A 24,288-nucleotide genomic window follows, 5' to 3' on the forward strand; every position below is an offset into this window, starting at 1 on the left:
CAGCGCAGAAATATTCCAATGAGAGTCGCACAAAAAGCGCTTTAAGCCGCGGCTTCACGCGCAACTCAACGAAAAAGGGAGAGGCGGAAGATTTCCGCCTCTCCTTTAACATTCACCACACAAATGTGATGTAAAAGGAGGGACAAGGTGCTACCCATCCCCCTTCTTTCTACGTCTGTCTGGGTAGAACCAGCACGTTACGCGTGGGTGATTGCGCATCACGCATTGCTGGTTGCGAATCGTCGGTTACTCGCCGTCGACTGCATCCTCATAACGCTCATTGACGGCATCCCAGTCAATGATGTCGAAGAACCGATCAACGTAAGTACCGCGCTCGTTCTGGTAGTTCAGGTAATACGCGTGCTCCCACACGTCGACGCCAAGAATGGGCGTGTCGCCTTCCATGTATGGACTGTCCTGATTCGGCGTTGAGTACACTTCAAGGCTTCCGTCGGGCTGTGCCACAAGCCAGCCCCATCCGCTGCCAAACTGTCCGGTCGCGGCGTTCTTAAATGCTTTCTTGAATGCATCGAACGACCCGAACTGGTCGTCGATTGCGCTTGCAAGGGCGCCGGTGGGCTCACCGCCTCCTTCTGGTGAGAGAATGCTCCAGAACAGGCTGTGGTTGGCGAAACCGCCACCGTTGTTGCGTACAGCAGTCTGGATGTCTGCAGGCAGGTTGTCAATGCCATGCAGCAGTGCTTCAATCGAGTGGTCGCTCAGGTCGTCGTGTCCTTCGAGGGCAGCGTTGAGCTTGTTGGTGTAGCCCTGATGATGCTTGCCGTGGTGGATGCGCATCGTCTGCTCGTCAATTGCAGGCTCCAGCGCGTCGTAGTCGTACGGTAGATCCGGAAGAGAAAAAGCCATAAGTTGTGTTGGGGTTGATGTGTAATGTGGGTGAACCATGCACGCCGCTTTGGCTCGTGATATCCCTACTAATCTACAACGGAACGCTCTTCTCTATCGAGCAAAAATCGCGTAGGAAGCTGCAGCCAGTACAGCCGGCATGGAGGAACCGGTGTCGGATCCGATGCCCGAACGATGCCTCTGGAGGTTTGTTTTCTACGTTGCGTGGCCATTACAACTGTATGTAAGGAGTCGCCCACACCTGCCTGCCGTCTATTCCCATATCCGAGCCCACGTGTGTGCCGATGTGTGTGCCGATGTGTGTGCTGATAGCATCGAGAAGGCATCCGGCAACGGACGCGTCAAACCGTACGGGGCCTTGGCCGACTATCAAACTATTATGCATCCGCGGCGTCATGCGTCCGCGGCGTCGTGTAGCTCTACGTCGGTGCTCTGGTGCACTGCGGCGACCAGGTCGGCGCCAAACGCTGTAGACGGCGTGTGGTACCCCGGCGACGGAGGCGTCTTCGACATGCGGGTCATGCACTCTACAGCTGTACGTGCGGTGAGCGTGTACCCTTCTGGTCCTTTCCAGCGAGCAGTATGCCGGGTGCCGTCGGGGCCCTGCACTTCTCCCCATACCCACGAGGCCCCCTCTCGGCGCGTTTCTGCATCGGGGCCGTCGAGCATCTGCTTCAGGAGCGCCTCAATGAGTGGGCGAACGCTGTTGCGTGCCCACGCGGGCAGATAGGCGGACCAGTACATAAGCTGGCGCATAACGGGCGGCACGTACGTGTACACGCTGATGGTCGGGATGCCGGTAGAATGGTAGGCGGTGCTGATGTCGCCCCACGGAATGGCGGTAAGCGTACGAGGGCGCCCGGCAATGTCTACCTGGCGCGTGTGTGTACCCGGGGGGATGCGCACCAGGCTCCCGTTTCGGCGCATCAGGCTTCCTTCTCCCCATCCACGCAGTGCTGTAAGCGCGGTGCCTCGCGAAATCGAACCGAGCCCTACGAATCCAAGCGAAAGAGCCGTAGCGTCTGGGTAGGCCTCGGCGAGGGTGGCGGCTACGCAGTCGGTCGGCACCACGTCGAATCCGGTGCCGGGCAGCAGCACGACGCCCGCCTCCTGTGCCGCCTCGTGGCGAGCCCGCAGCGCCTCAAACACGCGCCACTCCCCGGTGATGTCCAGATAGTGCGTGCCGGCTTCGAGACAGGCCTCTACCATCGGGAAAGCCGTATCCTCGAACGGACCTGCACAATGCATTATGCCATCTACCGTACGAAGCACGTTTGCGAGCGCGTCGTGGTCGTCGAGCGAAACGACATGCCCCGGCACCTGCCACTTCGCTTCCAGGCCGGCGATGCGCTCCGCATCCCGCCCGGCAATGGCAAAGTCGACGTCGCGCTTCAGCGCCTCGCGTCCGATGAGCCTGCCCGTGTAGCCGTATGCGCCATAGATGAGCCAGGTTGCCATAATAGATTGCGGAGACTGCTATTAGAGAGATTAGGGACAGCACCTAACGGCCCAGTATCTACGGGCGATCCGTTTCAGCGGCAGATGCCTCATTCAATCCCGCAGGAGCAGGCAGGCCGTAGACAGACTGCGCATTGGCCGTTGTCGTTTCGACGATCGTTTCGATTGAGTGGTCGGTCACCGCTGCAAGGTATTCCGCTACGTGCTTCACGAACGCGGGCTCGTTGCGGTGCCCCCGCTCGGCCTGCGGTGCCAGATACGGGGCGTCGGTCTCCAGCACAATGTGCTCAAGCGGCGTGGCGCGCAGCATCGCGTCGTGGTCGCTATTTTTGAACGTTACGATGCCTCCGATGCCCACGTAGAACCCCAACTCCCAGGCGCGCTGCGCCGTGTCGGCATCGTCTACGAAGCAATGCAAGATACCATGCAGGCGGTCGCCATCGGGATGCCCGGCACGCTCCTCAGCCAGAATAGCCAGCACGTCGTCGGTCGCCTCACGATTGTGGATAACCAGCGGCAGTCCGGTTTCAATCGCCAGGCGGATGTGCGCCCGAAAGAAGTGCTTCTGCCGATCATCGAACGAACGATCCCAGTAGTAGTCAAGTCCGCTCTCGCCGATCGCCACCACCTGCTCGTGGTTGCACCAGTCAGCCACCGTTGCCATATCGGCCTCGGTCGCGTCTTCTGTAGATGAAGGGTGGAGTCCGGTCATCGCAAAGATGTCGGCGTGCGCCTCGGCCAGCGCAACGGCCTGCTCAATCGAAGGCGTATCGATGGCCGGCAACACGATCGTTCCCACGCCTGCCTCACGCGCCCGGTCCAGCACCGCCTCGCGGTCGTCATCGAAGCGGTCCAGGTAAAGATGAGCGTGCGTATCCACAAGCATAGTGCGGCTATATCGCTATGAAAAAGACAAACAAGGGCAAACGTATTTCCAAGCGCGGTGCTTTGCTACTTCTCCATTCTTTCAGATGTTTGCGGAAAAGCTGCAACTTCGCGTGGCCTTTTATATACTGTAGATTCCGAGGTTGCTCCATTCACCGGTCCATTTCCCGAACATTGTATAGTTCTGTGACTCTGGCTTCTTCTTGGTTGTGGATTCGCAGCGTACGCGCCCCTTTGCGTGCTCCTCGCGCGTGGAGCATCGCTCTATTCGGCATAGTAGGGGTGCTGGTGCTGCTGGATGCGAACATTGCAACCGCGCAGGATGTCCGGGTGCGGGTCCTGGCCGATCAGTCGCTCGACCGGGTGGAGCTCGTAACCTCACGCCGGGTTCCCGTGCACACGCATCCCGATCGGTCTCCGCTGTTTCACATTGAGCCGGGTACGGTTGCCACGCTTTCCGTACGCCGGGGCGACGTGCACATCGAGCATGGCTCCGACCGCATCTCGGCTGCAGCGCTCTACCTGCACGCGCCGCATCAGGCTGCCACCCGCTTTCGAAGCGGCGGCGTAGAGCGCTCGTACCGGGGCGTCTTCGAAGTGCGCCCCGATGGCAATACGGTTGAGCTGGTCAATGCGGTACCGCTGGAGTCGTACGTCGCCAGCGTGGTCGCGAGCGAGTATGGCCTTGATGACAGGGAGGGCACCAAAGCCATGGCCGTCGTTGCCCGAACCTATGCCCTGCGCGGAAGCGACAAGTTCGACGGCACCTACACCCACGTTGACCACACGCTCTCGCAGGTGTATCGGGGCCTCTCAACCATCACTGATGCTTCGCGCGCTGCTGCAGAAGCCACACGGGGCGAGGTGCTCACGTACAACGGGCATCTCATTGAAGCAGTTTACTTTTCGAGCAGCGGCGGGCATACCGCAAACAACGAGGACGTCTGGGATGCCAGCGACGACTTGCCCTACCTGCGCGGCCGCAGCGACCCATACGACTCGGTGTCTCCGCATCATACGTGGCAGTCTACAGCCAACCGCGCCACCGTGCTACGTGGACTGGAGCGTCGTTTTGGTGGGGCAGTGCGGGGGTTCTTTCTTGGCGACACCGCCCACGACGGACGCCTCCTGACGCTTGAGCTACTGCGTCCGAATGGTTCGCGCGAGGCGGTGCAGGCCAACGCGTTTCGGCTTGCTGTAAACCAGGCTATAGGGCGCGAGGTGCTGCGGAGCACCTGGTTTGATGCGCGGCGTAGCGGCAACTCGTACGTTTTCAACGGGCGCGGATACGGGCATGGGGTCGGCATGAGCCAGTGGGGCGCTCACGGGATGGCCCGGGCGGGGCGTTCCTATCAAGACATTCTTTCGTTCTACTACCAGGGCGCTACACTTACCCGCATCGACGACGTGCAGCAGCCCCCGCCCACGCTGGCGCTCGACGAGTCTGAAGCCTCTGCCCCTCCGCCCGCGGCGACCGAATCCGCCCGGCGTGAGTCGCCGACCCGCATTGGGTGGTGAGCTCCAGGATGATGCCACGCCCAGGCTACTCCCCCTGCGCCGACACGTCGAGTCCAACAGCAATCAGATGCTCGGTACCGTCTATGATACGAACGGTACCGTTTATCATGCACGGATACAACGTCCCGTCTTTGGCCTGCAGGCGCACAGCCAATCCAAATGTGTCTTCTCCCGCAAAGACCTGATTCACCGCCGCCCGAACGCGAGCTCGGTCTTCGCGATGTACGAGCTGCGCAAGCGTGCGCCCCTGCATGTCGTCTTCGGAGTAGCCTGTACGTCGAACGAGCGTTTCATTCCAGTAGCGCTTACCACCGGAGCGGTTAGACATGTAGAGCAAGGCAGGCATCGCATCGCGTGTGGCCTCATGCGCGCGCAGTTGCTTCAGTAGCTGCTGGCGCACCCGGTAGCGCGCGGTGATATCCTGCATCGCAAACACAACACGTTCCTCATCGGACGTGCCTGTGTCGAGAAAGGCCGCGTTCAGGCTCAGGTACCGGCGCTCTCCACTGGGCCAGGTAACCATGCAGCGCATGTCCCGGATTGACGCACGCGTGTCCAGCACGTGACGAAGCGGCGTGCGCGTTACCGGGTCGTCGTCGACCGGCTCGATCGACCACCCCAGCTGCTCGTACTGCCAAGCCCCGTGTGCCTCCTCTCTCGCGGCACCTGACACGTCTGTGCGCTGCAGCCCCAGAATTGTTTCGGCTCGTGCGTTGGCATATGTAACCTGTCCCTGGTCGTTGACGACCGCGATAGCCGCCACATCTGTGTCGAGAATCGCTCGGAGCAGGTGGTCTGTCTGCTCAAGCTCAAAACGCGTGCGTACCTCATCGGTCACGTCGCGCAGGGTGATGACGCGCATGAGTCCTGCTGCACCGCGCACGGCCTTCACGTGGACCTGAGTCGCTGCAGAAGATTCCGCAGGCCATTCGAGTACAGTCGTTTTTCCGCGCTCGGGCAATTGGTTGACGAAAAGCCGTGGGAGCACGGCCCCTTCTTTGATTGATCGCTGGGGAAAGAAGTCCTGAGCTTGCCGGTTGCAGTGTTCGATGCGGTATGTGCTATCTATGACGAGCACGCCCCCGTCTACCTGATCCAGGAGTTCTGCCGGCAGGTCAGTGCGGCTTGAGGAGGTGGCGGTGCTGGCCCGCATCTGCTCATGTCTCCCGACCGCTGCAAGCGCAACTGCTGCAAATAGAATCGACGCGAGCACAGGCAAAGCACTGTAGAGCCCCGCGCCTCCGAGAAATGTCCACTGCGCGATCAGATATACCAAAGCGATAGCAGGTCTTCAGGAAGAAGATGCGTTTGATTGTGTTTATGAGCAGCCTCATGTGCAGTTCGGCAGTGCCCCTCTGCGTGTGCACCAATCTGGTGACGTTACCGCCTTCGGAACCCGTTTTGATTTCTTAATTCGGGCTGCGAGCGGCTCTGCTGGGCTGCAAAACAAAACAGGTTCTCAGTTGCGATATGTCGCATCCAAATGGCGCATCCATACCGTTACGGTAGTGCCCTCTCCTTCGGCAGACTCGATCGACACGCTTCCCTGCATGAGCTGAGCCATCTTGTGCACGATTGCAAGTCCCAGTCCGCTCCCTTCGTGAACGCGTGCCATCCCGGTAGAAGCCTGCGTAAACGGCTGCGTGGCACGCGGGATATACGAGGCGGGCATGCCCGCCCCCGTGTCGCGCACGGTGAGTCTGCTTTTCCCGGATTCGTGACCGACGCTTACCGTAATCTGCCCCTCGCGGTCTGTGAATGCTGCTGCGTTCTGTATCAGATGCCGCGCAATGCAGGCAACCGCTCCGCGATCCAGGCTGACATGTTTTGCGTTATCGGGCCCGTCAATCACAACCCCTGCCTGCGGCGCTGCGCTGCGCACCGCTTCTTTGATGTGTGCTTCTATGTCGACGGGTGCTGGCGAAAGCATGTACGTTCCCGCCTCCAGCTGCGAGAAAAGAAGGATGTCGTCGAGGGTATTGAGTAGCCGCTTCCCACCGGTTACGATGTGGCTTGCAAATCGCTCTGGCGGGTTCTCCTCCTCAACCAGAATGTTGGCATATCCGATCATGGCTGTTAGCGGCGTGCGTACCTCATGGCTCATGTTGGCCAGGAACGAGGTTTTCAGCGCATTCATCTGTTCGGCGTTTGCACGCGCATCTTCCGCCTGACGGCGTGCCTCTTGAAGCGCTTGTTCACGCTTGCGCTGTACTGTGATGTCGAGTGCAACACCTACAGCGTACGATGTTTCGTTGATGGTGAAACGGGCTCCTGTAAATACGTATGGGACGCGCGCCCCGCAATGCGTTACCAGCTGGGCTTCTATCCGAAACCCGACATTTTCGCCAAACAGCGTACGAATCGCCTCTCGCATGCGCGGCCGATCTTCTTCGGCAACGAGTTCGTCGAGCGTGTGGTCGTGGAGTTCATCTTCGGTGTATCCAGCCACGGATTTAAGCGTCTCGTTCCACCGCTGGTACCGTCCATTCGCATCCACCATAAAGAAGAGCCCCGGCAGGCTATTTATGGCAGCTTCTGCGAAGTGTTGCTCTTTTCGAAGCTGCTGCTCTGCCTGATAGCGACCCGTTATCTCTTGCACGGAGAACACGACCTGCGAGGGACGCTCGTCGTGCGGGAGCGGAGCGGCGTTGAGCGAGATATACTTGCGTGTGCCGTCAGGCCAGGTTACGGCGCAGCGCATGTCGCGCACTGTTTTGTGCGTATGCAGTACATCATGAAGCGGACGCCGGGTCGCCATGTCATCGTCAACAGGCGTTAGCGTCCACCCGATCTGCTCGTAGGTCCATGTGCCATCTGTACCGTTTTTGAGTCCCAAGATAGACTCGGCCTGTTCATTCGCATATGTGATCGTACCGTGTGCGTTAACGACCGCTACAGCGGCCACGCTGGTCCGTAGAATTGCACGGAGCAGGCGGTCGGTGTCGCGGAGGGTCGCTTCGGTACGAAGCACCCGGGTGTTATCGAGCAGTGTAATGACGCGATGCAGCCCATCGCTCCGTCGCAGCGTTTCTACCTGAACGCTTAGTGCTTTTCCCCTGTCGTTGTGCCACCGAAACGATAGCGGCGCGCCTTCTTCGCGCAGCATGCGCTGCACCAGTGCATGCGGAAGCACTGCCCCCTCCAATAGGGCGTCGTCGCACAAAAGCACCCGAGCGCGTGCGTTGACCTGCTCGACCTGGTAGGTGCTGTCGACCACCACGATACCAACGGCCAGATGGTCGATCCATGCGTCGTGAAAGGAGGACTCTTCCGGCGTATCTGTAGATGCTTCTTCATCGGGGAGGGCCTCCTTCGAAGCAGATGCCCGGTAGCGCCACCAGAGCGCGAGTCCTATCGCCAGGACAACAAGCAGGCTAATCCCTCCTACGATGAGAAACGGGTCTGCCACGCCTGTGACCTCGTTTACGACCCTGCTGCTGTTCGCGCTTCCCGAGTAGCGTGCTGAGCTTATTGTGTTCATTGCACTGTATACATACACGAGTTAAGCTGTGATCTACCAAGGGCTCAGAGTTCCGTTTCCATTTAGTCGCTGATTTCCGTGATATGTGCGTGGCGAGCTACGAGCCGCCACGCTCCGTCGTCCTCTCTCCACACATGCGTGTAGCGGCGATGCACCATCCCCCCTGCGTGGGGAGCTTCGCCTATCGGGACGACCGTTTCGCGCCCCATGACGACCGCTACACCTTCGCTCACCTCAATGGTTTCAATCGCCTGCTCATACGATTCGTAGGCCGCCACCCCAGACCTGAAGACCTCCAAAACGGCTTCGCGGTTAGGTACGACCACGTTGCGCGGCGCGTTGACCATGAAACGCTCTGTCCAAAGCCGCTCCAGTGCATCGGTGTCCTGCCCAAGAATTGCCTGGCGCATCTCGTCTTCTGCGGCCTGAACAGACTCAGTGTCGGATTCAGGGGCTTCCTGTGCCAGAGCAGCAGGCCCGTATCCACCAATAAAAAGAGCGCTTAAGAGCACAATAAAGACCGTTCGGGGCATTGCTGCTAAGATTTGTCGATATAGGATGATCTATTATGCTGTCTTAAAACCAGCCCTGTGCAGTTAATGAAGGCCAAATGCAGCACAGGAAGAGTTAGTTCTCTGACTCAATGGTGTCCCGCAGCGCTTGGGAGATCACTTCATCTCAAAAGCAGAATACGTTCTTGCGGAGTGGCCACTATTATTTGCTCTGCAACGGTAGACTGGTCAAGGAGCGCAAGGTGGCATTTGCACCACTATACATGTTGTGAATGTACTGTCAATGGTACAAAAGAAATAAGACAAATGCAGCACCACTTAGTTATGCTGCTCTACTTGTGCGGCTCGACCCATCTGCGCTTCGCCAACCAGCCCCACATGCAGATCCATTACATTGGTCTCTGTTGGACCGGGTTGATAGAGCCCGCCAATCCGCTTGAAGAAGGTGTAGCTGTCGTTGTTGGCCAGATACACCTCCGGGGCAAAACCGTGCGCCTGTGCTTTTTCAAGCGTTTCGGGGGTTGCCCATGCCCCGGCAGCATCGGTCGGGCCGTCGATGCCGTCGGTGCCTGCACAGAAAAGCACGGCAGGAACGTTGGATGCTCTCAATATGGGCACCGCAGCAAGTGCAGCTTCCTGACTGCGTCCGCCTACGCCGGTGCCTGTCACATGCACGGTGGGCTCTCCGCCCCATACGAATGCACGCGGCCCGCGGCTTTCTGTGAGATGCCGAGCGTGCCGGACCCCCACCTCGCTCGCCTCGCCCTCTATGCGCTCATTGACGTCTGTAGCCGTATATCCACGCTTTCTCAGATATGTGACTGCGGCTGCACGTGCGTCATCGTTGCTGGCGATAACGGCTGTCTGGGCGCGCGATAGGCGTTTATCGCCGGGCGGTACGGTTTCAGGATGCGTACCGCCCTTCCCTTCTACCAGATACGTGCGCACCGCGTCAGGAATATCGCTCCACAGATGCGCTTCGCGAAGCGCGTGAATCGCGTCGGCATAGGTCGTAGGATCGCCTACCGTCGGGCCGCTTGCAATGGTAGACAGGTCGTCGTCAGGAACGTCAGAGATGACGTAGCACCGCACGTCTGCCGGGTACGCAGCCGCTGCCAGCCGCCCGCCCCCAACTTGCAGCACATGCTTGCGCACCGCATTCACAGCGTCGATGGGGAGCCCGCTCTGCAACAGCTGTTCATTGAGCATGCGCACTGCCTCCATCGAGATGCCCGCTGGCGGCAACGCTGTGCATGCCGATCCGCCGCCCGACAGCCCTACGATGAGCAGATCGCCGCGTCCGCATCTCGCCGCCATGTCGAGAAGAAGGCGTCCGGCGCGCGCACTGTCTTCGGTGGGATGCGGATGCCCCGCATCCACCTGCTGCCATGACTGCGGGAGCGTATGCTTCGAGGCTGTGCTGTAGCCCTTCGGCGCGACGACACACCCTGCATCCGCCGAAATTTGATTGGCCCACTGACGCGCCCACGGCGCCGCGGCCTTTCCGATGGTTGCGACGTATATCTGCTTTGCCTCGCGGATCGCGCCCCCCCTGTCGCCATCGAGGAGATCGCTCGCGAGGAGGCCGTTCATAAGACGGTCGGGATGCACGGCCTCCACCCCGGCTTCGATGGCCTCTCGTGCGTCGGACAGAAGCTGCGAGTAGGGCATGACGAGCACCTGAGTGGTTTTGAAGAGAACAGGTCAACTAACGCGGGTGTGCTGTGTATGCAGACGTGCGCATGTTGTCCCCAAATCCTTGCTCTAATACCGCTCGCCATGCCAAATTCGCTCCCCGCCCCCGCTGTTGGTCGCCTGCATGTTATCACCGACTTTCGCCTCCAGCAGCGGTTTGACCATACCGCACTCGCCGAACGTGCCATTGCCGGAGGTGCAGACACCATTCAGTTTCGTCAGAAGCATGGCGTGGTGCGCAACCAACTCATTGCGGCACAGCGCGTGCAGGAGGTCTGCGCCGATGCAGGGGTGCCCCTGGTCGTGAACGACCGGCTCGACGTAGCGCTGGGTGTTGGCGCGCGGGGACTCCACGTAGGTCAGGAGGACATCCCGGTTGCTGTTGCGCGCCGTGTGTTGGGGCCGGAGCCTGTCTTGGGCGCTTCGGCGTCGACGATTGCCCAGGCCCAGGCGGCCGAAGCCGATGGCGCCACGTACATCGGGTTCGGGCCCATCTACCCAACGCAGTCTAAGGCAGATGCGGGTGCTACGCAGGGCTTGAAGCGCCTGCAGGCCTGCTGCAGCGCCGTGAACTGCCCGGTCATTGCCATTGGCGGCATCACCCGGCACCGGGTGCACGACGTAATCGCAGCCGGCGCGCATGGCGTGGCTGTGCTTTCAGCTGTGGCCACGGCAGAGAATCCGCGCCGGGCCGCGCGCATGTTTCGCCTCGCACTTGAGGAAGCAACGTCTGCTACGCAGTAGCCAGATCATAGCACACAATGCCGACGGCCCCGCATTCGTGCGGTCTCTGTTACCTCACCGCCGCTATCCTCGGTCGGGGCGCGGGGGTGTGAATGCGTAAACGGCTGCGCGAACACAACGTCGATCTTTGCTGCGCCCACTCGCCCATTCCCTAAACCGGCTTCTCCATTTCTCGCAGTGCAGCCCGTACGCCCTCTGGCGTCGGAGTCGGGGCAACGGCTACGTCGGGAGCGCCGCCCTCGCGAAGCGCTGCCGCGGTGGTGGTTCCGATAGCCACACAGGGGTATGCGCTCAGGTCATATCCGGAGCGCTCTACGGCTTCTACCCCCGACGGACTGAAAAAGACGAGGGTTGCAGGCGGATCGGGCAGCGAAAGATCGGTGCGGATGCGGGTGCGATATACTTCGACTTCGTCGAACGGGCAGCCCGCTTCGGTGAGCGCCTGCGGCAAGGTATCACGACGACGGTTACCGGACAGGAAAAGAAGTGACGTTGGGGTATCTGCAGTCGTATCTGCGATGATGCGCCGAGCCAACGCTGTTGCATTGCCGGCCTCCTGCCCGACGGGCTGCCCGCCCCATGCATCGATCACTGCGGCCGTGCGGGGGCCCGTCACGTAAGTGGGCTTCGCAGTCCACGACGCGTACAGTTCATGGTCGGGACGCAGTATCTCTTGCAGCGCATGTCCCGCCCGTGGACTGGTACATATGAGCGCATCGTAGCGGGTAGGGCGCTGCAGTAGCACGCGCAGGGCACGCGGATCCTGCAGGTCGAACGCGAGCACCGGCTGGCATGTCGCGGTATACGCTGCTCTGCGCAGCGCGTGCTCGTACGGATCATTGCCATCGGCACCCCGGCGTGCCTGGCGAAGCAAAACGGCGAGCGGTTGATCGGACATGGCCCTGACGGCAGTCTAATTCCTCGTTTGGAATAGTTGCTTATGCGGACGCTGCATTTCGGATGCGAGCGAGCACCTTAGCTCCTCCCGCATCCAACAGCTCCTCAGCCAGTTCGGCACCTGCCATAGCCGCCTGCTCGACCGATGCCGTTTTCTGCGCACGAAACGACGCGCTCCCGTCGAGCGCTGCTACGCACCCGTCGATCACGAGCGTCCCTTCGCTGTTGAGACGCGCCCACGCCCCTGTAGGCACCTGACATCCGCCTTCGATGCGCTTCATGAATCCTCGCTCTGCCGTGATTGCAGCAGCGGTGTCGAGGTCGTGCACGGCGCCCCGTAGCAGCGTGCGCAGAGCGCTGTCTTCGGTACGGCAGGTGATAGCCAGTGCCCCCTGCCCCACAGCCGGCACCATCACGTCCGACGGAATAACAGTCCGGATCACATCCTCACGGTCCAGACGCTTGAGTCCGGCTACGGCGAGTACCATACCGTGCCAGTCGCTTTCCGCGAGTGTTTCGAGACGCGAGTCGACGTTACCCCGTACCGAAACAATGTTCAGATCGTCGCGCCACGCCAGCAGTTGCGCACGGCGCCGGAGCGACGCCGTAGCCACCGTCGCCCCCTGCGGCAGGTCGTGCAGTCCCTCCGTCGTATCGGGGTGCCCCACAAACGCATCGAAGGGCGATGCGCGACGCCCAACCGCAGCAAGGACAATGCCCTCGGGCAGACGCGATGGAAGATCTTTGAGCGAGTGCACCGCACAGTCGATGCGCCCATCAAGCAGGGCGCGATCGAGCTCTTTGGTAAAGACCGATTCATCGCCAATCTCCGAAATGGGTACGTCCTGGATGCGGTCGCCCCGTGTAGAGATACGCTGCAGCGTACTTTCGTGGCCGTGCCGCTTTAGGCGACGTTGCATGCGGCGGGTCTGCCAGAGCGCGAGTGTGCTTCCACGCGTACCGATGACCATTTCGGAACGAGACATATAGGAATGAGGACAGCAGTAAGAAGGTACGAATCGACCAGAAGCGTTTATCCATCGTGCCCGCCCATGTTCTTCACTGCAGGCGCGCAGGTTGCCTTCATTTTGCGCCATGGACGCATCCCCCATTCGCCGCAGTCAATTTTAAGAGGGATGCGGAGCGCGCAGCAGGGCACTGATATGATCGGCGGAATCTGACATAACATCTTCATACGGGCACTGCGCTTCGGATTCGGCAGAATCTCGTTCTGCGTGGCGCTCGGTTGCCCCGTGTCGAGGAGTATCGGAAAGTGAGGGTGTGCTTGTATCACTGCGTTCCGGCAGCATCTCCGATTCTTCTTTGCGATCGGCCCGCGTAAAGAGCGCATGCAACAGACGGATGCCGTGCACAAAGTTGATGCTATCGGGGTCCACGTTTTTGAGCCGTACGATGGGCACGGCGAGCAGCTTCTGCATAATCGACTGCGTGAGACGATCAATCTCGTCGCGGTCCATGCCCTCAATGCGATGCGCATGGCGCTCCACTTCTTTCGAACGGATGCCCTCAAAAGTGTTACGAATAGCCTGGATCGCAGGCTGCAGCGCCTGCTGATGAAAGACCCACGTCACAAAGTCGCTGAGCAGCTCCTCGCAGATCGCTTCAGCACGTGGTATTTCAGAGCGCCGCTGCGCCTGAACGTTAGAGGTCCAGTCCTCGATGGCATCCATGTCGCGCACCACGTAGTCCGCGTTGTCGTTGAGCGCAGGAGAAACGTTGCGCGGCACTGCAACATCTATCACGAATGCGGGCAGCGGTTTGTAGGGACGTTCAGGGGCGTTGGCAGGGGTCAGGACAGGCTCGGGAGCTCCGGTGGTGACGACAACGATGTCGGCATTTTGGAGCGCCTCATTGCGCGCCTCCCACGCAACGACATCGACGCCATGGTGCTGCGCTGCCAGCTCATGAGCAGCCGATCCAGTTCGGTTTGAAAGCGTCACCGAGGTCGGTGCGTAGTTGGTCAGGGCATGAAGAGCGAGCGCGCCCATCTTACCCGCACCGAGCACAAGCACATCTTGCTCGCTCAGGTCACTAAATCCGTACTGCGCAAAGAACTCCTCAGCCATTGAAACAGCTGCTGTGGAGATCGACGCGGAGCCGTTGGAAAGGCTTGTTTCGTGTACCACACGCTTCGCTGCCCGAAAGGCCGTGTGCATGAGGCGGTGCATCAGCGAATGCACACTGTTGTGGTCGATCGCATGCTGGTAGGCCTCTTTCACCTGCGAGAGAATTTGTCCGTCGCCAACGACGACCGAATCCAGCCCGCTGGTAACGTGCAGGATGTGCCGAATAGCCGCTTCGTCTTGCAGCATGAAGGCATCGCCTGAAGGCCACGAAGAAAAGCCGGCATGCTGAGCAAGAACATGCTGTACGTGCATGCAATCAGCAAAGCGTCCGTAAAGGTATACTTCGGTACGGTTGCATGTGGAAACAAGCACGATCTCAGCATCTTCGCTCAGATCGAAGTGCTCGTACATGCGCGCTTGGGCCTCGGTCGACGCGCTAAACGCCTCCGTGACATCTACAGACGACGAGGTATGGTTGACACCGAATGCATAAAACGTCATGCAGCAAAGGGGCTCGATGAGCGCTGGGATATGACAAATGTTACAACGGTATTGCAAATACACTGGTTCAATAACCAGGGGTGAATAAAAAATGAACGGGTCGGGGTGGCGCCCAGTGGCATTCATTTGCCGCAGATCTCTTCACGTCTCACGTAAACTACCTCAATGAGCGCGCCCGCATGCATGCAGACTCATCCATATCTACCCTTGCATGTGTTGTTATGGAGCCCATGAGTGCGCCAATGGATGATAGCACTTGCGTCCTATCGTCGTACCCCTCGGTCTCATTGGCGCACGACACGACCGGTTGTGTACTGTACTGTAAGGGCACGCGATGTGTCTCCTAATCCTTTTCCTGACTTCGAACGGTAAAGGACATCACCCCATGCATCGCTTGCAGCCCAGCCCCTGAGGGCGTTACCTGCTGCTCTATTCCCCCCTTATATTATGAATGTCCCCCATGATTCGCTTTCTTAACGTTATCGGACTCGTTTTAGGACTCCTCACGTTCGGAGCGCTTGTTGGCATGTTTGTGGACCTGGAGCGCATCACATTCTGGGCGATTGGTCTCGGAAGCGGCATCGGCATGCTTCTTATCTGGGCCCCCCTGTACCTGTACGCGCAGTCGCGGGCACGCACTGCTCACAGAGAGGCAATGTCAATGCAGCCGACCACGGTTCAACCTGCAAGCCCCGCTGTCTGGGGGTTGGGGGTTTTCTTTGCTGTCTCAACCTTGCTCTTCATTGTTAGCCTCCTGCAGATTATGGTTGCTGGCAACGCCGATTGGGCCAATACCGGCATTGCCGCTTTCATTGCCGCTGCTATTGCCGGGCCGCTCATGATCGTTGCTCGTGCTATCAGCAAAACGCCTGCCAGCAAACCCAGCCCACAAGACGCGAAACCCTTTGTCCCTGAAGAAAAGCTCCCCACACCGCTTTCGGAGGCTTCTGAGGGTGAAACGGCGGACGAAGACCGCTTTTCGGGTATCGATTCGCTCCGCAAAGAGGTCGAGGACTACGAATCCGACCCGCTTTCGTGGCCCTACGATGCCGACAGTGAGGAAACAAAGGTGCCGCGCTGATACCCCATGCACCTGGGCACGCAATGCCCACACAATGCGTTATGCGTCGTCGTCTGTGGACGTGGCCCGCAAGGTCATGACAGGGCATGAAGCCATCCGCAGAAGGCGGCGCGTTGTGCTTCCCAGCAAGAGACGCTTCAGTGCAGATTGGCCGCGTGTAGCAATTACTGCAAGGTCTATTCCTTTTCGTTCGATAAAGTCAAGCACAACCGCTGCCGGCTGTCCTTTCTCGATGTGAATCTCGTGCTGTACCGATGGACCATCGGCATGGTCGATCATATGCTGCAGGGCCGCACGGCTGTTTTCGACGATCTCTTTCGGCATATCCATCTGCTTAAGACCTGGAAGGCCCGTGTCGCTAAACACAGGCACAGTGCGCGACTCGGCAACAAAAACCAAGTGGAGCACCGCATCGAACGCCGCCGCTATGTGGCGTGCATACAGATACGCTTGATGCGAGTGTGCCGAAAAGTCGACCGGCGCAACAATCTCGTCAAGCGCCTCCTGCCCCGTCACCCACGGAGGCGTTTCTGCCGCTGTAAGCACCGGACAAGGCGCCTCCTCGATTACCTCGCTGGCTACGCGGCCAAGCGCATGCGAACTCCGATCGGTTCGCCCACGGGCTCCGATCACAATCAGGTCCATGTCAAGCTCCTCAGCGTACTCGCGAATGGTAGCGGACACATCGAAGCTTAGCTGCATCGAGACATGCGTATTAACCTCCACATCAGGATTCTCGGGGATCATCTCATGCAGCATCTGACTTGCCTGCTGCTTGATCGATTTACGCAGAGCTGTAGCACGCGCTTTTGCATCTTCAATACCATACCAAGTCGCATCCATCTTATCAACAACGTGCAACACATGAAGCGTTGCCCCAAACCGCTCCGCGAAGAGAAGAGCTTGCTTAAACGCGTTTTGCGATGTGTCTGAAAAATCGGTGGCTACAAGAATGTTATTTAACGTCATAAGAGCAGTGGAGATATATGTATAACTCAATGAAAGACTGGATGCAGGCAAGCCGCTCGGCCTTCCTTTTGTTCTGAGGCCGAGCGTTGCCAACTACATGCAAACCGTCAGGTGGGAAGCAGCGACCGGCTTTCTTGCTGAAGGGTTAGCACCGGACACGCAGCATGGCGTACGATACGCTCCGCCACGCTTCCCATAAGCAGTCGGTTTAGCCCCTGCCGACCGTGGGTACCCATCACAACCAGGTCAGCCGATTCTTCTTCGATCGCTTCCAAAATCTGCTGTGGCGGATATCCGACGCGTACCTCAGCACGCGCATGTTCAATACCCACATGCTTTTTGAGCAGCTCTGCGAGCGCACTTTCGACATCGGGCCGTACGGCTTCGGCATCAACTTGCTTCGGGGCCACGCCGTAGGCCATAGGCAACACCACTTCCTCAATCGCATGGAGCACCACAATCTCGGCACCGTACGTCATGGCCAGTTCGTAAGCATGCTGGAGCGCACGCTCCGACGCCTCCGAGAAGTCAATCGGCACCAAAACGCGGCGAATGGTCTTCGAAGGCGATGTCGTAAGCGCCTTCCGAACGGTGAGCACTGGACAGGACGCCTGGCGGACGACCTCTTCAGTCACGCTTCCGAGAAGCATGCGGTCTACGCCACGGCGTCCGTGCGTTCCCATCACGACCAGGTCTGTCTTATGCTCTTCAGCATATGAAAGGATATGTTTTCCGGGAACGGCCCCTTCCTTCTGGGTCTGCACGAGGGTCAGATCCTCCACCGAAAACTGGTCTATTCCCGCCTCGCGCAGCCACTGGCCTAATGCGTCCGGTTCAATGGGAAACTCTTTGCGCAGGTCTTCGAAGTTATACAGATGACGCCCCGCCACATTGAGAAGGTGGAGGTCGGCGCCATGCAAGTACGCCATAGACGCTGCGTACGGGAACGCGCGCTTGGCCCCTTCTGAGAGATCTGTAGGGTAAAGAATACGATCTATGGCAAGCATATGAGTATAAGCGGTATATGAAAAAGAAACCGATGACCCGAGTACGCACCTCCATGATAGATACAATGCGCGTCTTGCACCGGCTGCGAACTTCCTACACGCCTTGTCAGTGCACAGACTACCTTTTCTGTAGAGGAATCTCCCACAAATTACCTTTCGGAAAACAGAGCGCTGTCTCCCATCTGTTGTGCAACAAAGGGGGAGGCGCGGGCCTCTATTTCTGGCTCGATCGGCGGGCTGTGAGTACCGGGCACGGGGCCTGGCGTACCACTTTCTCTGCTACGCTTCCCAGCAGAAAACGGGCAATTCCTGTGCGCCCAACCGTTGCAATCGCGATCAGGTCGACCTCGTCGTTCTCTGCCAGTGCCAGAATCTCTTCCGCCGGGTTTCCGCTGCGGATCCGCGACGCTACCTCAACGCCCTGCCCGCGCAGCATGTCGGCCTCTCGGCTCAAACGTTCCGTAATACGTGCACGCACAGGCTCTGAATCCGTGATCATGGGATCAATGCCGTAGGTCGTTGGCACAGCAATGTCTTCCAGAACATGAAGCAGCGTGACGCGCGCGCCGTATCGTTTGGCGAAGGCAGTAGCCTGGTCTGTTACGATATGCGTGTGCGACGAGAAGTCAATCGGTGCCAAAATGTGGTCGATCGACTGCTGGGGGGAGCGGTGTGTCTGTTCACGCATGGTCAAGACCGGGCAGTGCGCGTGGCGTACCACCTTCTCTGCCACGCTTCCCAGCATAGCCCGATGCACACCGGTGCGCCCATGCGTTCCCATAACGATGAGGTCAATCTCTTCTTGCCTGGCGTACCGCACAATGCCATCAGACACCGACGGATACGTGACCGATCGTTTGACCACCGGGTACGGCGTATCTTTGAGTACGTCCGGCGCTGGTATCGACGCCTCCGATTCAAACGAAGCCAACTCAAGCGAGTCGACGGGCCCTTCGTCGGATGTGTATACGTGGATGAAGTGCAGCGTTGCGTTGTGTTCGTTGGCCAGAAAGCGGGCGTGTTCAAGGGCCCACGACGCGGGCTCAGCCCCATCAGTCGGTACAAGAATGCGTTCGATCGTGTCCATGGGCATGCTTGGTCAGATAAACAAAAGGGAAACGTAAATACACTGCAGGGGAAGCTATGCCGCAGACTCGTCTGCTGCTGACGCGTCTGCTGCTGGCGCATCTGCTGCCGCTTCCTCGGTCGCCAACAGGCTGCGTCCGTGCACCTTTACGGTAAGTACCGGGCACCGGGTGTGCCGTACCACCTTTTCCGTAACGCTCCCCAGCTTGAAGGTCGTGCCTCCTGTGCGCCCATGCGTTGCCATCGCCACCAGGTCAACGTCTTCCTCTTTTGCCACTTTGGAGATGAGCCGCGCTGCGCTCCCTACATCGACCCGTGTTCGCACTACGACGTCCTGGTACGCCAGCGCCTGTAGGGTCTCCTCCACAAAGCGATCGAGCTTCGCCAGCGCCTTGGTTTCAATGTCGGGGTCGATGTCGTGCACCGATTGCACCCCCCCCACGTAAAACGCCGGATGCAGCGTATCCTCAAGAACGTGATGCACGAACAAATCGGCATCCAGCAGATCGGCCACAGCAGCCGCGTGTAAAAGCGCTTCCCGAGAATGCGTTGAGAAATCGACCGGCACCCCAATGGTCTGAATGGGGTCCGGCGCGTCGGCCATATCTACGGGTTCCCCCCGAACGGTCAGCACCGGGCATGCAGCATAGCGTACGACCTCTTCGGCCACGCTTCCCATGATCATGCGGCGCACCCCACGCCGCCCGTGCGTGCCCATCACGATCAGATCGATATCGTGGTCTTCCGCATACTCCAGAATGGCTGGCGCAGCCGCCACATCGCGCACCACCGCCTCCTCAAGATCTACGGCCCCTTTGCTCATGTCGTTGCCCTGTACGTGGCGGAGCTGCTCACGCAGCTGCTTCATTGTGCCACGCTCAGCCTCAATCGTTTCCTGGTCTATGTTCTGATGCAGCACCTTGGCATGCACCACATGCAGTGTAGCTCCCGTACGCCGTGCCCAATCCAGCGCATACTGCAAGGCCCGATCAGAGGTTGACGAGAAATCGCGGGGCACGAGAATATCATTAAGATCAAGCATAATAATTTGTTATGCTAAGCAACGTCAGTGAAAAGATGCGTCTATGCTCTCTTCCGGAGAATAGGACGCAGGGAGTTATTTTGCAATACTGATTCTCCTGTTCGGGGTCCGCTTTTGGTTAAGCCGTATGGTTAAGCCGCCCCCCTCAGGACGTTGGATGCGCAGCGCAGCGATCATCAGACACGCTGCCAACGACCTTGCAGCTGCCTATGCTTTGCGGATTGCATGCAGTTGGATGAGCGCCGCATGGCCTCGCAGCACCGGTCCTTGCTGTACGCGCCGATCTGCGGCGGTGCACTGACGAATCGTATCCCCCGAAAAGGCTTCTTGCAGTTCACCTGGGAGCACGTAGCGGTCGGGCTTTGAGGGTCCGATGCGGTCATACGCGTCGTTGGCATGGTCGCCACGGAACCAGAGTCCGATGATGTGCCCTCCTGGACGCACGGCCTTACGCAGACGTTCGTACATCTGCTTTCGCTCTGCAGGCAGCAGCTGCACAAAGGCTACCACGGCTGCATCATACGTCTTGCGGGGCTGCCAAGCACGTACATCGGCGTGCAGGGCCGCGAAGGGGAGCTGCTCCTGTGCTGCGCACGCGGCAGCGGTGTCGAGTGCGCTCGTTGCAAAGTCGAGTACGGTGAGCGTGCCTCCGCAGGCCGCGACCTCGGCGAGCGTGTTGCGGCCGTCGCCGCCTCCTACGTCGATCACCGACGATGCGGGGGGAAGCTGGCGCAGTGCATCCGCCAGGAACGGATCTGGCACTTCCCCGAAGAGGCGCTCGTGTACCCGGTAGCGCTCATCCCAAAACGATGGCTTGCTGCTCTCACGTTGGCTGTTCTCGTATTGGTTGCGAACGCAACCAGCAGGGTTTTTTGCAGGATGATCAGGCATGGGCAGCAGACGATACAGTGTCAGAGAGCGATTCAGCGCGGTCGATGAGGGCCTCGACCTCTACGAGTCCCTCCTCCCAGAAGTCCGGATTCGTAAGATCGACGCCCATGCGCTCCATCAGGCGGTGTGGCCATTCAGACCCGCCCGCTTCGAGCACCGACAAGTAGCGATCGGCGAATCCGTCGGGGGCTTCCTGGTAACGGGCATAGAGCGCAAGCACGAGCAGTTCGCCAAAGGCATACGCGTACACATACCCCGGCGTATGCAGAAAATGCGGGATGTAGCTCCACCAGTGGCGATAGTGCTCTCCCAGCGTGACGCTTCCGTCGAACATGGCGCGCTGCGTCTCCATCCAGTGCTCGGCAAACGCGTCGGGCGAGAGCTCGCCTTTGTTGCGGCGATGCGTGTGGATCCGATCTTCAAACCGGTTCATAGCCACCTGACGGAATACCGTGGCCATGGTATCGTCTATCTTGCTGATAAGCAGCGCCAGCCTGTCCTCGGGCGTGTCTTGCGTCTCCATCAATTCCTGAAAGACGAGCATCTCTCCGAATACAGAAGCGGTTTCGGCGGTGGTGAGCGGCGTGCTCTGTTGCAGAACGCCCTGACCCCGTGAGAGGTACTGATGCACGCCGTGGCCCAGTTCGTGGGCCAGCGTCTGGACATCGCGCGAGCGCCCGGTGTAGTTCATGAGCACGTAGGGGTGTACGCTGGGTACGGTACCGTGGCTGAAGGCGCCGCTGCGCTTTCCGTCGGCAAGAGCAGCGTCGACCCAGTTACGCTCAAAGAAGCGGCGCGCAATGTCGGCCATCTTCGGGTGGAAGCGACCGTAGGCGTCGAGCACGAGCGATCGGGCATCGCCCCACTCGTACGTGGTCGTTGCCTCTTGGATGGGCGCATACCGGTCGTAGTCGTACATGGTATCGAGCCCGAGCAGCTTCTTTTTAATCTGGTAGAAGCGCCCAGAAAGGTCGTAGCGTCCCGTAACGGCTTCGATCAGCGCCTCGACCATTTCGTGCTCTACCTGATTCGAGGCATTGCGTGCCTGTAGCCAGTGGTCGTACCCGCGCAGGCGGTCGGTCGAGGCTTTGTCGGCGAGCACCGTGTTGAAGACGAAGGTAAGCGGACGCTGCTGCTCGACGAGTCCTTCGGTGAACGCCTCTGCTGCTGTGCGGCGCACGTTGCGATCGGGCTCGTAAAGCTGCGATAGGACCTCCTGCTGCGACATCTCGTCCCCATCTACCGTGTAGCGCTGGCGGCTCAAGGTTTCATCAAAGAAGCGCGTCCAGGCGCTGTGGCCGGTCACGTTTTTTTCAGAGAGCACCTGCTCTTCCGGCTCACTCAGTACGTGCTCAGCCTGTTTATGCTCAACGTCGAGGTAGTGCTTGTAGTCCGACAAGGCTTCGTCGTTGTAGAGCGCTTCGGCGCGCGCATCGTCGACCTGGGCCCATTCGACCTCTACGAAGAGCACCTGCTGCTGAATTTGTGCATATTGTTCGCGAACGTATTGCAACAGTGCGCCACGCTCATCGTCATTGGTATCCGTAGCCCACCGCAGGAACGCATAAGCATGCGCTCGACCGGCTCGATCCATAAGCGTTTCGTACGTGTCGAGCATCGATGCCAGCGCACCAGCATCGTAGGTAGCCACCTGCCCGCGATGCGTGCTGGCAAATGCCTGCGCATCCTCCTGTAACGCCTCTACGTCGCTTCGCAACGCACCTGGGGTGGCGTAGAGGTCTGTTAGATCCCACTGAACAGCGTCGGCAGAGGTTGTCGGTTGAGCCATGGTCGCATGGGTGCCTTGTTGGGAAAAACGCGGTCGAAAACGGTGTGGTAATTGCACGTGATTGGTAACGCTCGACCCTTCACTTTGTTGATTGACTTTTGGATTGGAATTGGTTCTGTATGAGCACTGAAATGACTTCCCTTACGTCTTTATCTGATTGGGAAGCAGCCCGCCAGGCTTCCCACAAGCAGCCGGTATTGATTTACAAGCACAGCGCAATCTGTCCGGCCAGCGCCTGGGCCGAACGCAACGTGCAAACGTGGCAGTCCGACCACACCGACTACCCTGTATATCGCGTGGTTGTGCAGTCTGCACGCGAGGTGTCGGACCAGATCGCAGACGATCTCAATCTACGCCACGAAACCCCACAGGCCATCTTCGTACATCAGGGCGACGTGGTAGCGCACGAGAACCACCATGGCGTGTCCGCTGAACGCCTCACGAAAGCTCTTCATCGCCTCAAGCTTGACCTATGATTTCTTTTCGCACGCTTCTTTCGCTGTTGCTCGTCGGAATGCTTGCAGTTGGTGTTGGATGTACGTCTGACAACGACCGTCCGGACCCGGCTGACGCGCCTCGCACCATCGGGCCAAGTACCGACGGCGAGGGCTATCCGGCGATTCAGCAGTCGGCTCTTGAAGAGCCCTTCCCGGCGCCTTCTCTTACCCTGGAAACAATGGACGGCGACCAGATCACGCTTGACGCGGTCGACGGGGTCGCTGTTGTGAACTTCTGGGCGACCTGGTGCCCGCCCTGCCGCCACGAGATTCCCGACCTGATTGATCTGCAGAACGAGTATGGCGATCATGGACTTGTGGTCCTGGGCATTTCGCGCGATAACGAAGGCGCCGAGGTCGTTGCGCCGTATGCTGAAGATATGGAGATTAACTATCCGCTCGTTATAGGCCAGGATGATGGCCTGGAAGAAGCGCTCGGATCAATCTACGCACTGCCTACGACGCTCTTGATCAGTCCCGACGGCATGGTGACGCACCGCATCATGGGACTATTTGACGTGGATTCGCTTCGCGAGCAGCTCGACGCGTGGCTTGATGCGGATGCCGCGGTTGCTGACCGCTTGTAGACAAGACCGTACGAAATGGAAGATCCGCTCCGCCCTTCTGCGCCTCGCAATGTTTCTTAGCTTACAAGAAGCGAAAAGCCCCCTGACAGTCTGCATTGAGATACAGGAGGGTCAGGGGGCCTGTGATCTAAAGACCTACCGGCCAACAGATAAGAGCGCTTCAGCCATTTCTACATGTGAGCTTACACATGTTAGATCAGCATATGCAAAGCGTGACCCTATGGGGTTATTCCTCTTCCTCTTCTTCAATGGTTCCCTCACGGGAGCGTAGATAGTCCTCAATGCTCCCCACGACGATGCGCGTTTCTTCGTCAACTTCAACGTCTTTAACATCGCCTGCACGGATGAGCTTCTTGATCTTCTTGCGGTCGATCTGCTTCAAGATGTGACGCGCCTCGGTGCGGCTCACAACGTCTTCGCGGTACTCCTCTGCAAACGAGCGCAAAAAATCGAGCGAGTCGTCAGAGATCGTGATCATGCGCACCTCCTCGTTGCTATCGGAGAGCGACCAGTCTAACTCAGCATCGATCAGGTGACGATCAATCCATCGTACAATGGTCTGCTTCGAAAGCTGAACGTCGTTGGAGAGCTCGTCCAGCGGGATGGTATTCACCTTTTGCGGCATGGAGTACGTAAAAACGTAAGATCAGATATAGCGTGTTAAGGAATCGCTTTCAATGCAGATAGGGGCGTT

Annotated in this window: 22 protein-coding genes; 5 read left to right on the forward strand and 17 right to left on the reverse strand. The window is 59.0% G+C overall.

The window, feature by feature from the left end; translation table 11 throughout:
- Positions 1-246 precede the first annotated feature (246 nt).
- The 3 genes from ACZ48V_RS10570 to ACZ48V_RS10580 all read right to left on the reverse strand — a co-directional run bounded on the left by ACZ48V_RS10570 (position 247) and on the right by ACZ48V_RS10580 (position 3,211).
- Positions 247-867, reverse strand: a complete 621-nt coding sequence (locus ACZ48V_RS10570) for a superoxide dismutase (protein ID WP_464538937.1) — start codon at positions 865-867, stop codon at positions 247-249.
- Positions 868-1,260: 393 nt separating this feature from the next.
- Complete coding sequence (locus ACZ48V_RS10575; RefSeq protein ID WP_464538939.1) at positions 1,261-2,325, reverse strand: saccharopine dehydrogenase family protein; 1,065 nt, start codon at positions 2,323-2,325, stop codon at positions 1,261-1,263.
- A 58-nt stretch (positions 2,326-2,383) separates the two neighbouring features.
- Positions 2,384-3,211, reverse strand: coding sequence for a TatD family hydrolase (locus ACZ48V_RS10580; protein WP_464538941.1), 828 nt, complete (start codon positions 3,209-3,211; stop codon positions 2,384-2,386).
- A 233-nt stretch (positions 3,212-3,444) separates the two neighbouring features.
- On the opposite strand from ACZ48V_RS10580, the gene ACZ48V_RS10585 reads away from it, so the two are divergent.
- Complete coding sequence (locus tag ACZ48V_RS10585; protein ID WP_464538943.1) at positions 3,445-4,728, forward strand: SpoIID/LytB domain-containing protein; 1,284 nt, start codon at positions 3,445-3,447, stop codon at positions 4,726-4,728.
- 25 nt (positions 4,729-4,753) lie between these two features.
- Here ACZ48V_RS10585 and ACZ48V_RS10590 read toward each other — a convergent pair whose 3' ends face one another.
- The 4 genes from ACZ48V_RS10590 to ACZ48V_RS10605 all read right to left on the reverse strand — a co-directional run bounded on the left by ACZ48V_RS10590 (position 4,754) and on the right by ACZ48V_RS10605 (position 10,392).
- Positions 4,754-6,004: a PAS domain-containing protein gene (locus tag ACZ48V_RS10590; RefSeq protein WP_464538945.1), complete on the reverse strand. Its 1,251-nt coding sequence runs from the start codon at positions 6,002-6,004 to the stop codon at positions 4,754-4,756.
- A 183-nt stretch (positions 6,005-6,187) separates the two neighbouring features.
- A complete protein-coding gene (locus ACZ48V_RS10595; RefSeq protein ID WP_464538947.1) occupies positions 6,188-8,137 on the reverse strand; it encodes a PAS domain-containing sensor histidine kinase in 1,950 nt (649 codons plus the stop codon).
- Between the two features lie 134 nt (positions 8,138-8,271).
- The gene (locus ACZ48V_RS10600; RefSeq protein WP_464538949.1) at positions 8,272-8,742 is read right to left on the reverse strand and encodes a nuclear transport factor 2 family protein; all 471 of its coding nucleotides are present in this window, start codon (positions 8,740-8,742) and stop codon (positions 8,272-8,274) included.
- A 297-nt stretch (positions 8,743-9,039) separates the two neighbouring features.
- Positions 9,040-10,392, reverse strand: coding sequence for a glycerate kinase type-2 family protein (locus tag ACZ48V_RS10605; RefSeq protein ID WP_464538951.1), 1,353 nt, complete (start codon positions 10,390-10,392; stop codon positions 9,040-9,042).
- Positions 10,393-10,500: 108 nt separating this feature from the next.
- Between ACZ48V_RS10605 and thiE the strand changes: the two genes are divergently transcribed.
- On the forward strand, positions 10,501-11,160 hold the full coding sequence (thiE, locus tag ACZ48V_RS10610) for a thiamine phosphate synthase (protein WP_464538953.1): 660 nt from the start codon (positions 10,501-10,503) through the stop codon (positions 11,158-11,160).
- 151 nt (positions 11,161-11,311) lie between these two features.
- Here the strand turns inward: thiE and ACZ48V_RS10615 are convergent, their stop codons facing one another.
- From ACZ48V_RS10615 to hemA, 3 genes are all read right to left on the reverse strand, one after another.
- Positions 11,312-12,058 (reverse strand): uroporphyrinogen-III synthase, encoded by a 747-nt coding sequence (locus ACZ48V_RS10615; RefSeq protein WP_464538955.1) that lies wholly within the window; start codon positions 12,056-12,058, stop codon positions 11,312-11,314.
- 40 nt (positions 12,059-12,098) lie between these two features.
- On the reverse strand, positions 12,099-13,043 hold the full coding sequence (hemC, locus tag ACZ48V_RS10620) for a hydroxymethylbilane synthase (protein ID WP_464538957.1): 945 nt from the start codon (positions 13,041-13,043) through the stop codon (positions 12,099-12,101).
- 141 nt (positions 13,044-13,184) lie between these two features.
- Entirely contained in the window at positions 13,185-14,645 is a 1,461-nt protein-coding gene (gene hemA, locus ACZ48V_RS10625; RefSeq protein WP_464538959.1) for a glutamyl-tRNA reductase, read from the reverse strand.
- Between the two features lie 460 nt (positions 14,646-15,105).
- Here hemA and ACZ48V_RS10630 point away from each other — a divergent pair, with 460 nt between their 5' ends.
- Complete coding sequence (locus ACZ48V_RS10630) at positions 15,106-15,726, forward strand: hypothetical protein (RefSeq protein ID WP_464538961.1); 621 nt, start codon at positions 15,106-15,108, stop codon at positions 15,724-15,726.
- Between the two features lie 39 nt (positions 15,727-15,765).
- Here the strand turns inward: ACZ48V_RS10630 and ACZ48V_RS10635 are convergent, their stop codons facing one another.
- From ACZ48V_RS10635 to ACZ48V_RS10660, 6 genes are all read right to left on the reverse strand, one after another.
- Positions 15,766-16,695, reverse strand: a complete 930-nt coding sequence (locus ACZ48V_RS10635; protein ID WP_464538963.1) for a universal stress protein — start codon at positions 16,693-16,695, stop codon at positions 15,766-15,768.
- Positions 16,696-16,802: 107 nt separating this feature from the next.
- The gene (locus ACZ48V_RS10640) at positions 16,803-17,702 is read right to left on the reverse strand and encodes a universal stress protein (RefSeq protein WP_464538965.1); all 900 of its coding nucleotides are present in this window, start codon (positions 17,700-17,702) and stop codon (positions 16,803-16,805) included.
- Between the two features lie 214 nt (positions 17,703-17,916).
- Positions 17,917-18,789: a universal stress protein gene (locus ACZ48V_RS10645; RefSeq protein WP_464538967.1), complete on the reverse strand. Its 873-nt coding sequence runs from the start codon at positions 18,787-18,789 to the stop codon at positions 17,917-17,919.
- Positions 18,790-18,843: 54 nt separating this feature from the next.
- Positions 18,844-19,830 carry a universal stress protein gene (locus ACZ48V_RS10650; RefSeq protein WP_464538969.1) on the reverse strand — a complete coding sequence of 329 codons (987 nt, stop codon included), beginning with the start codon at positions 19,828-19,830 and terminating at the stop codon, positions 18,844-18,846.
- A gap of 207 nt (positions 19,831-20,037) precedes the next feature.
- Positions 20,038-20,721, reverse strand: coding sequence for a class I SAM-dependent methyltransferase (locus ACZ48V_RS10655; RefSeq protein ID WP_464538971.1), 684 nt, complete (start codon positions 20,719-20,721; stop codon positions 20,038-20,040).
- Positions 20,714-22,510 carry a M3 family oligoendopeptidase gene (locus tag ACZ48V_RS10660; protein WP_464538973.1) on the reverse strand — a complete coding sequence of 599 codons (1,797 nt, stop codon included), beginning with the start codon at positions 22,508-22,510 and terminating at the stop codon, positions 20,714-20,716. Before ACZ48V_RS10660 ends, ACZ48V_RS10655 begins: the two co-directional genes overlap by 8 nt.
- A 131-nt stretch (positions 22,511-22,641) precedes the next feature.
- Here ACZ48V_RS10660 and ytxJ point away from each other — a divergent pair, with 131 nt between their 5' ends.
- Both ytxJ and ACZ48V_RS10670 read left to right on the forward strand, forming a co-directional pair.
- Positions 22,642-22,986 (forward strand): bacillithiol system redox-active protein YtxJ, encoded by a 345-nt coding sequence (ytxJ, locus tag ACZ48V_RS10665; RefSeq protein WP_464538975.1) that lies wholly within the window; start codon positions 22,642-22,644, stop codon positions 22,984-22,986.
- Positions 22,983-23,594 (forward strand): TlpA family protein disulfide reductase, encoded by a 612-nt coding sequence (locus ACZ48V_RS10670; protein ID WP_464538977.1) that lies wholly within the window; start codon positions 22,983-22,985, stop codon positions 23,592-23,594. Before ytxJ ends, ACZ48V_RS10670 begins: the two co-directional genes overlap by 4 nt.
- 226 nt (positions 23,595-23,820) lie before the next feature.
- On the opposite strand, the gene ACZ48V_RS10675 is transcribed toward ACZ48V_RS10670, so the two are convergent.
- Complete coding sequence (locus ACZ48V_RS10675; RefSeq protein WP_464538979.1) at positions 23,821-24,219, reverse strand: hypothetical protein; 399 nt, start codon at positions 24,217-24,219, stop codon at positions 23,821-23,823.
- Positions 24,220-24,288: the final 69 nt, after the last annotated feature.

The organism is Longimonas haloalkaliphila (genome assembly GCF_055379825.1).

Excerpts from the sequence above, each read along its gene's own strand:
- ACZ48V_RS10570 (WP_464538937.1), bottom strand. The coding sequence starts at position 867 with ATGGCTTTTTCTCTTCCGGATCTACCGTACGACTACGACGCGCTGGAG.
- ACZ48V_RS10575 (WP_464538939.1), bottom strand. The coding sequence starts at position 2,325 with ATGGCAACCTGGCTCATCTATGGCGCATACGGCTACACGGGCAGGCTC.
- ACZ48V_RS10580 (WP_464538941.1), bottom strand. The coding sequence starts at position 3,211 with ATGCTTGTGGATACGCACGCTCATCTTTACCTGGACCGCTTCGATGAC.
- ACZ48V_RS10600 (WP_464538949.1), bottom strand. The coding sequence starts at position 8,742 with ATGCCCCGAACGGTCTTTATTGTGCTCTTAAGCGCTCTTTTTATTGGT.
- ACZ48V_RS10605 (WP_464538951.1), bottom strand. The coding sequence starts at position 10,392 with ATGCCCTACTCGCAGCTTCTGTCCGACGCACGAGAGGCCATCGAAGCC.
- thiE (WP_464538953.1), top strand. The coding sequence starts at position 10,501 with ATGCCAAATTCGCTCCCCGCCCCCGCTGTTGGTCGCCTGCATGTTATC.
- ACZ48V_RS10615 (WP_464538955.1), bottom strand. The coding sequence starts at position 12,058 with ATGTCCGATCAACCGCTCGCCGTTTTGCTTCGCCAGGCACGCCGGGGT.
- hemC (WP_464538957.1), bottom strand. The coding sequence starts at position 13,043 with ATGTCTCGTTCCGAAATGGTCATCGGTACGCGTGGAAGCACACTCGCG.
- hemA (WP_464538959.1), bottom strand. The coding sequence starts at position 14,645 with ATGACGTTTTATGCATTCGGTGTCAACCATACCTCGTCGTCTGTAGAT.
- ACZ48V_RS10630 (WP_464538961.1), top strand. The coding sequence starts at position 15,106 with ATGATTCGCTTTCTTAACGTTATCGGACTCGTTTTAGGACTCCTCACG.
- ACZ48V_RS10635 (WP_464538963.1), bottom strand. The coding sequence starts at position 16,695 with ATGACGTTAAATAACATTCTTGTAGCCACCGATTTTTCAGACACATCG.
- ACZ48V_RS10640 (WP_464538965.1), bottom strand. The coding sequence starts at position 17,702 with ATGCTTGCCATAGATCGTATTCTTTACCCTACAGATCTCTCAGAAGGG.
- ACZ48V_RS10645 (WP_464538967.1), bottom strand. The coding sequence starts at position 18,789 with ATGGACACGATCGAACGCATTCTTGTACCGACTGATGGGGCTGAGCCC.
- ACZ48V_RS10650 (WP_464538969.1), bottom strand. The coding sequence starts at position 19,830 with ATGCTTGATCTTAATGATATTCTCGTGCCCCGCGATTTCTCGTCAACC.
- ACZ48V_RS10655 (WP_464538971.1), bottom strand. The coding sequence starts at position 20,721 with ATGCCTGATCATCCTGCAAAAAACCCTGCTGGTTGCGTTCGCAACCAA.
- ACZ48V_RS10660 (WP_464538973.1), bottom strand. The coding sequence starts at position 22,510 with ATGGCTCAACCGACAACCTCTGCCGACGCTGTTCAGTGGGATCTAACA.
- ytxJ (WP_464538975.1), top strand. The coding sequence starts at position 22,642 with ATGACTTCCCTTACGTCTTTATCTGATTGGGAAGCAGCCCGCCAGGCT.
- ACZ48V_RS10670 (WP_464538977.1), top strand. The coding sequence starts at position 22,983 with ATGATTTCTTTTCGCACGCTTCTTTCGCTGTTGCTCGTCGGAATGCTT.
- ACZ48V_RS10675 (WP_464538979.1), bottom strand. The coding sequence starts at position 24,219 with ATGCCGCAAAAGGTGAATACCATCCCGCTGGACGAGCTCTCCAACGAC.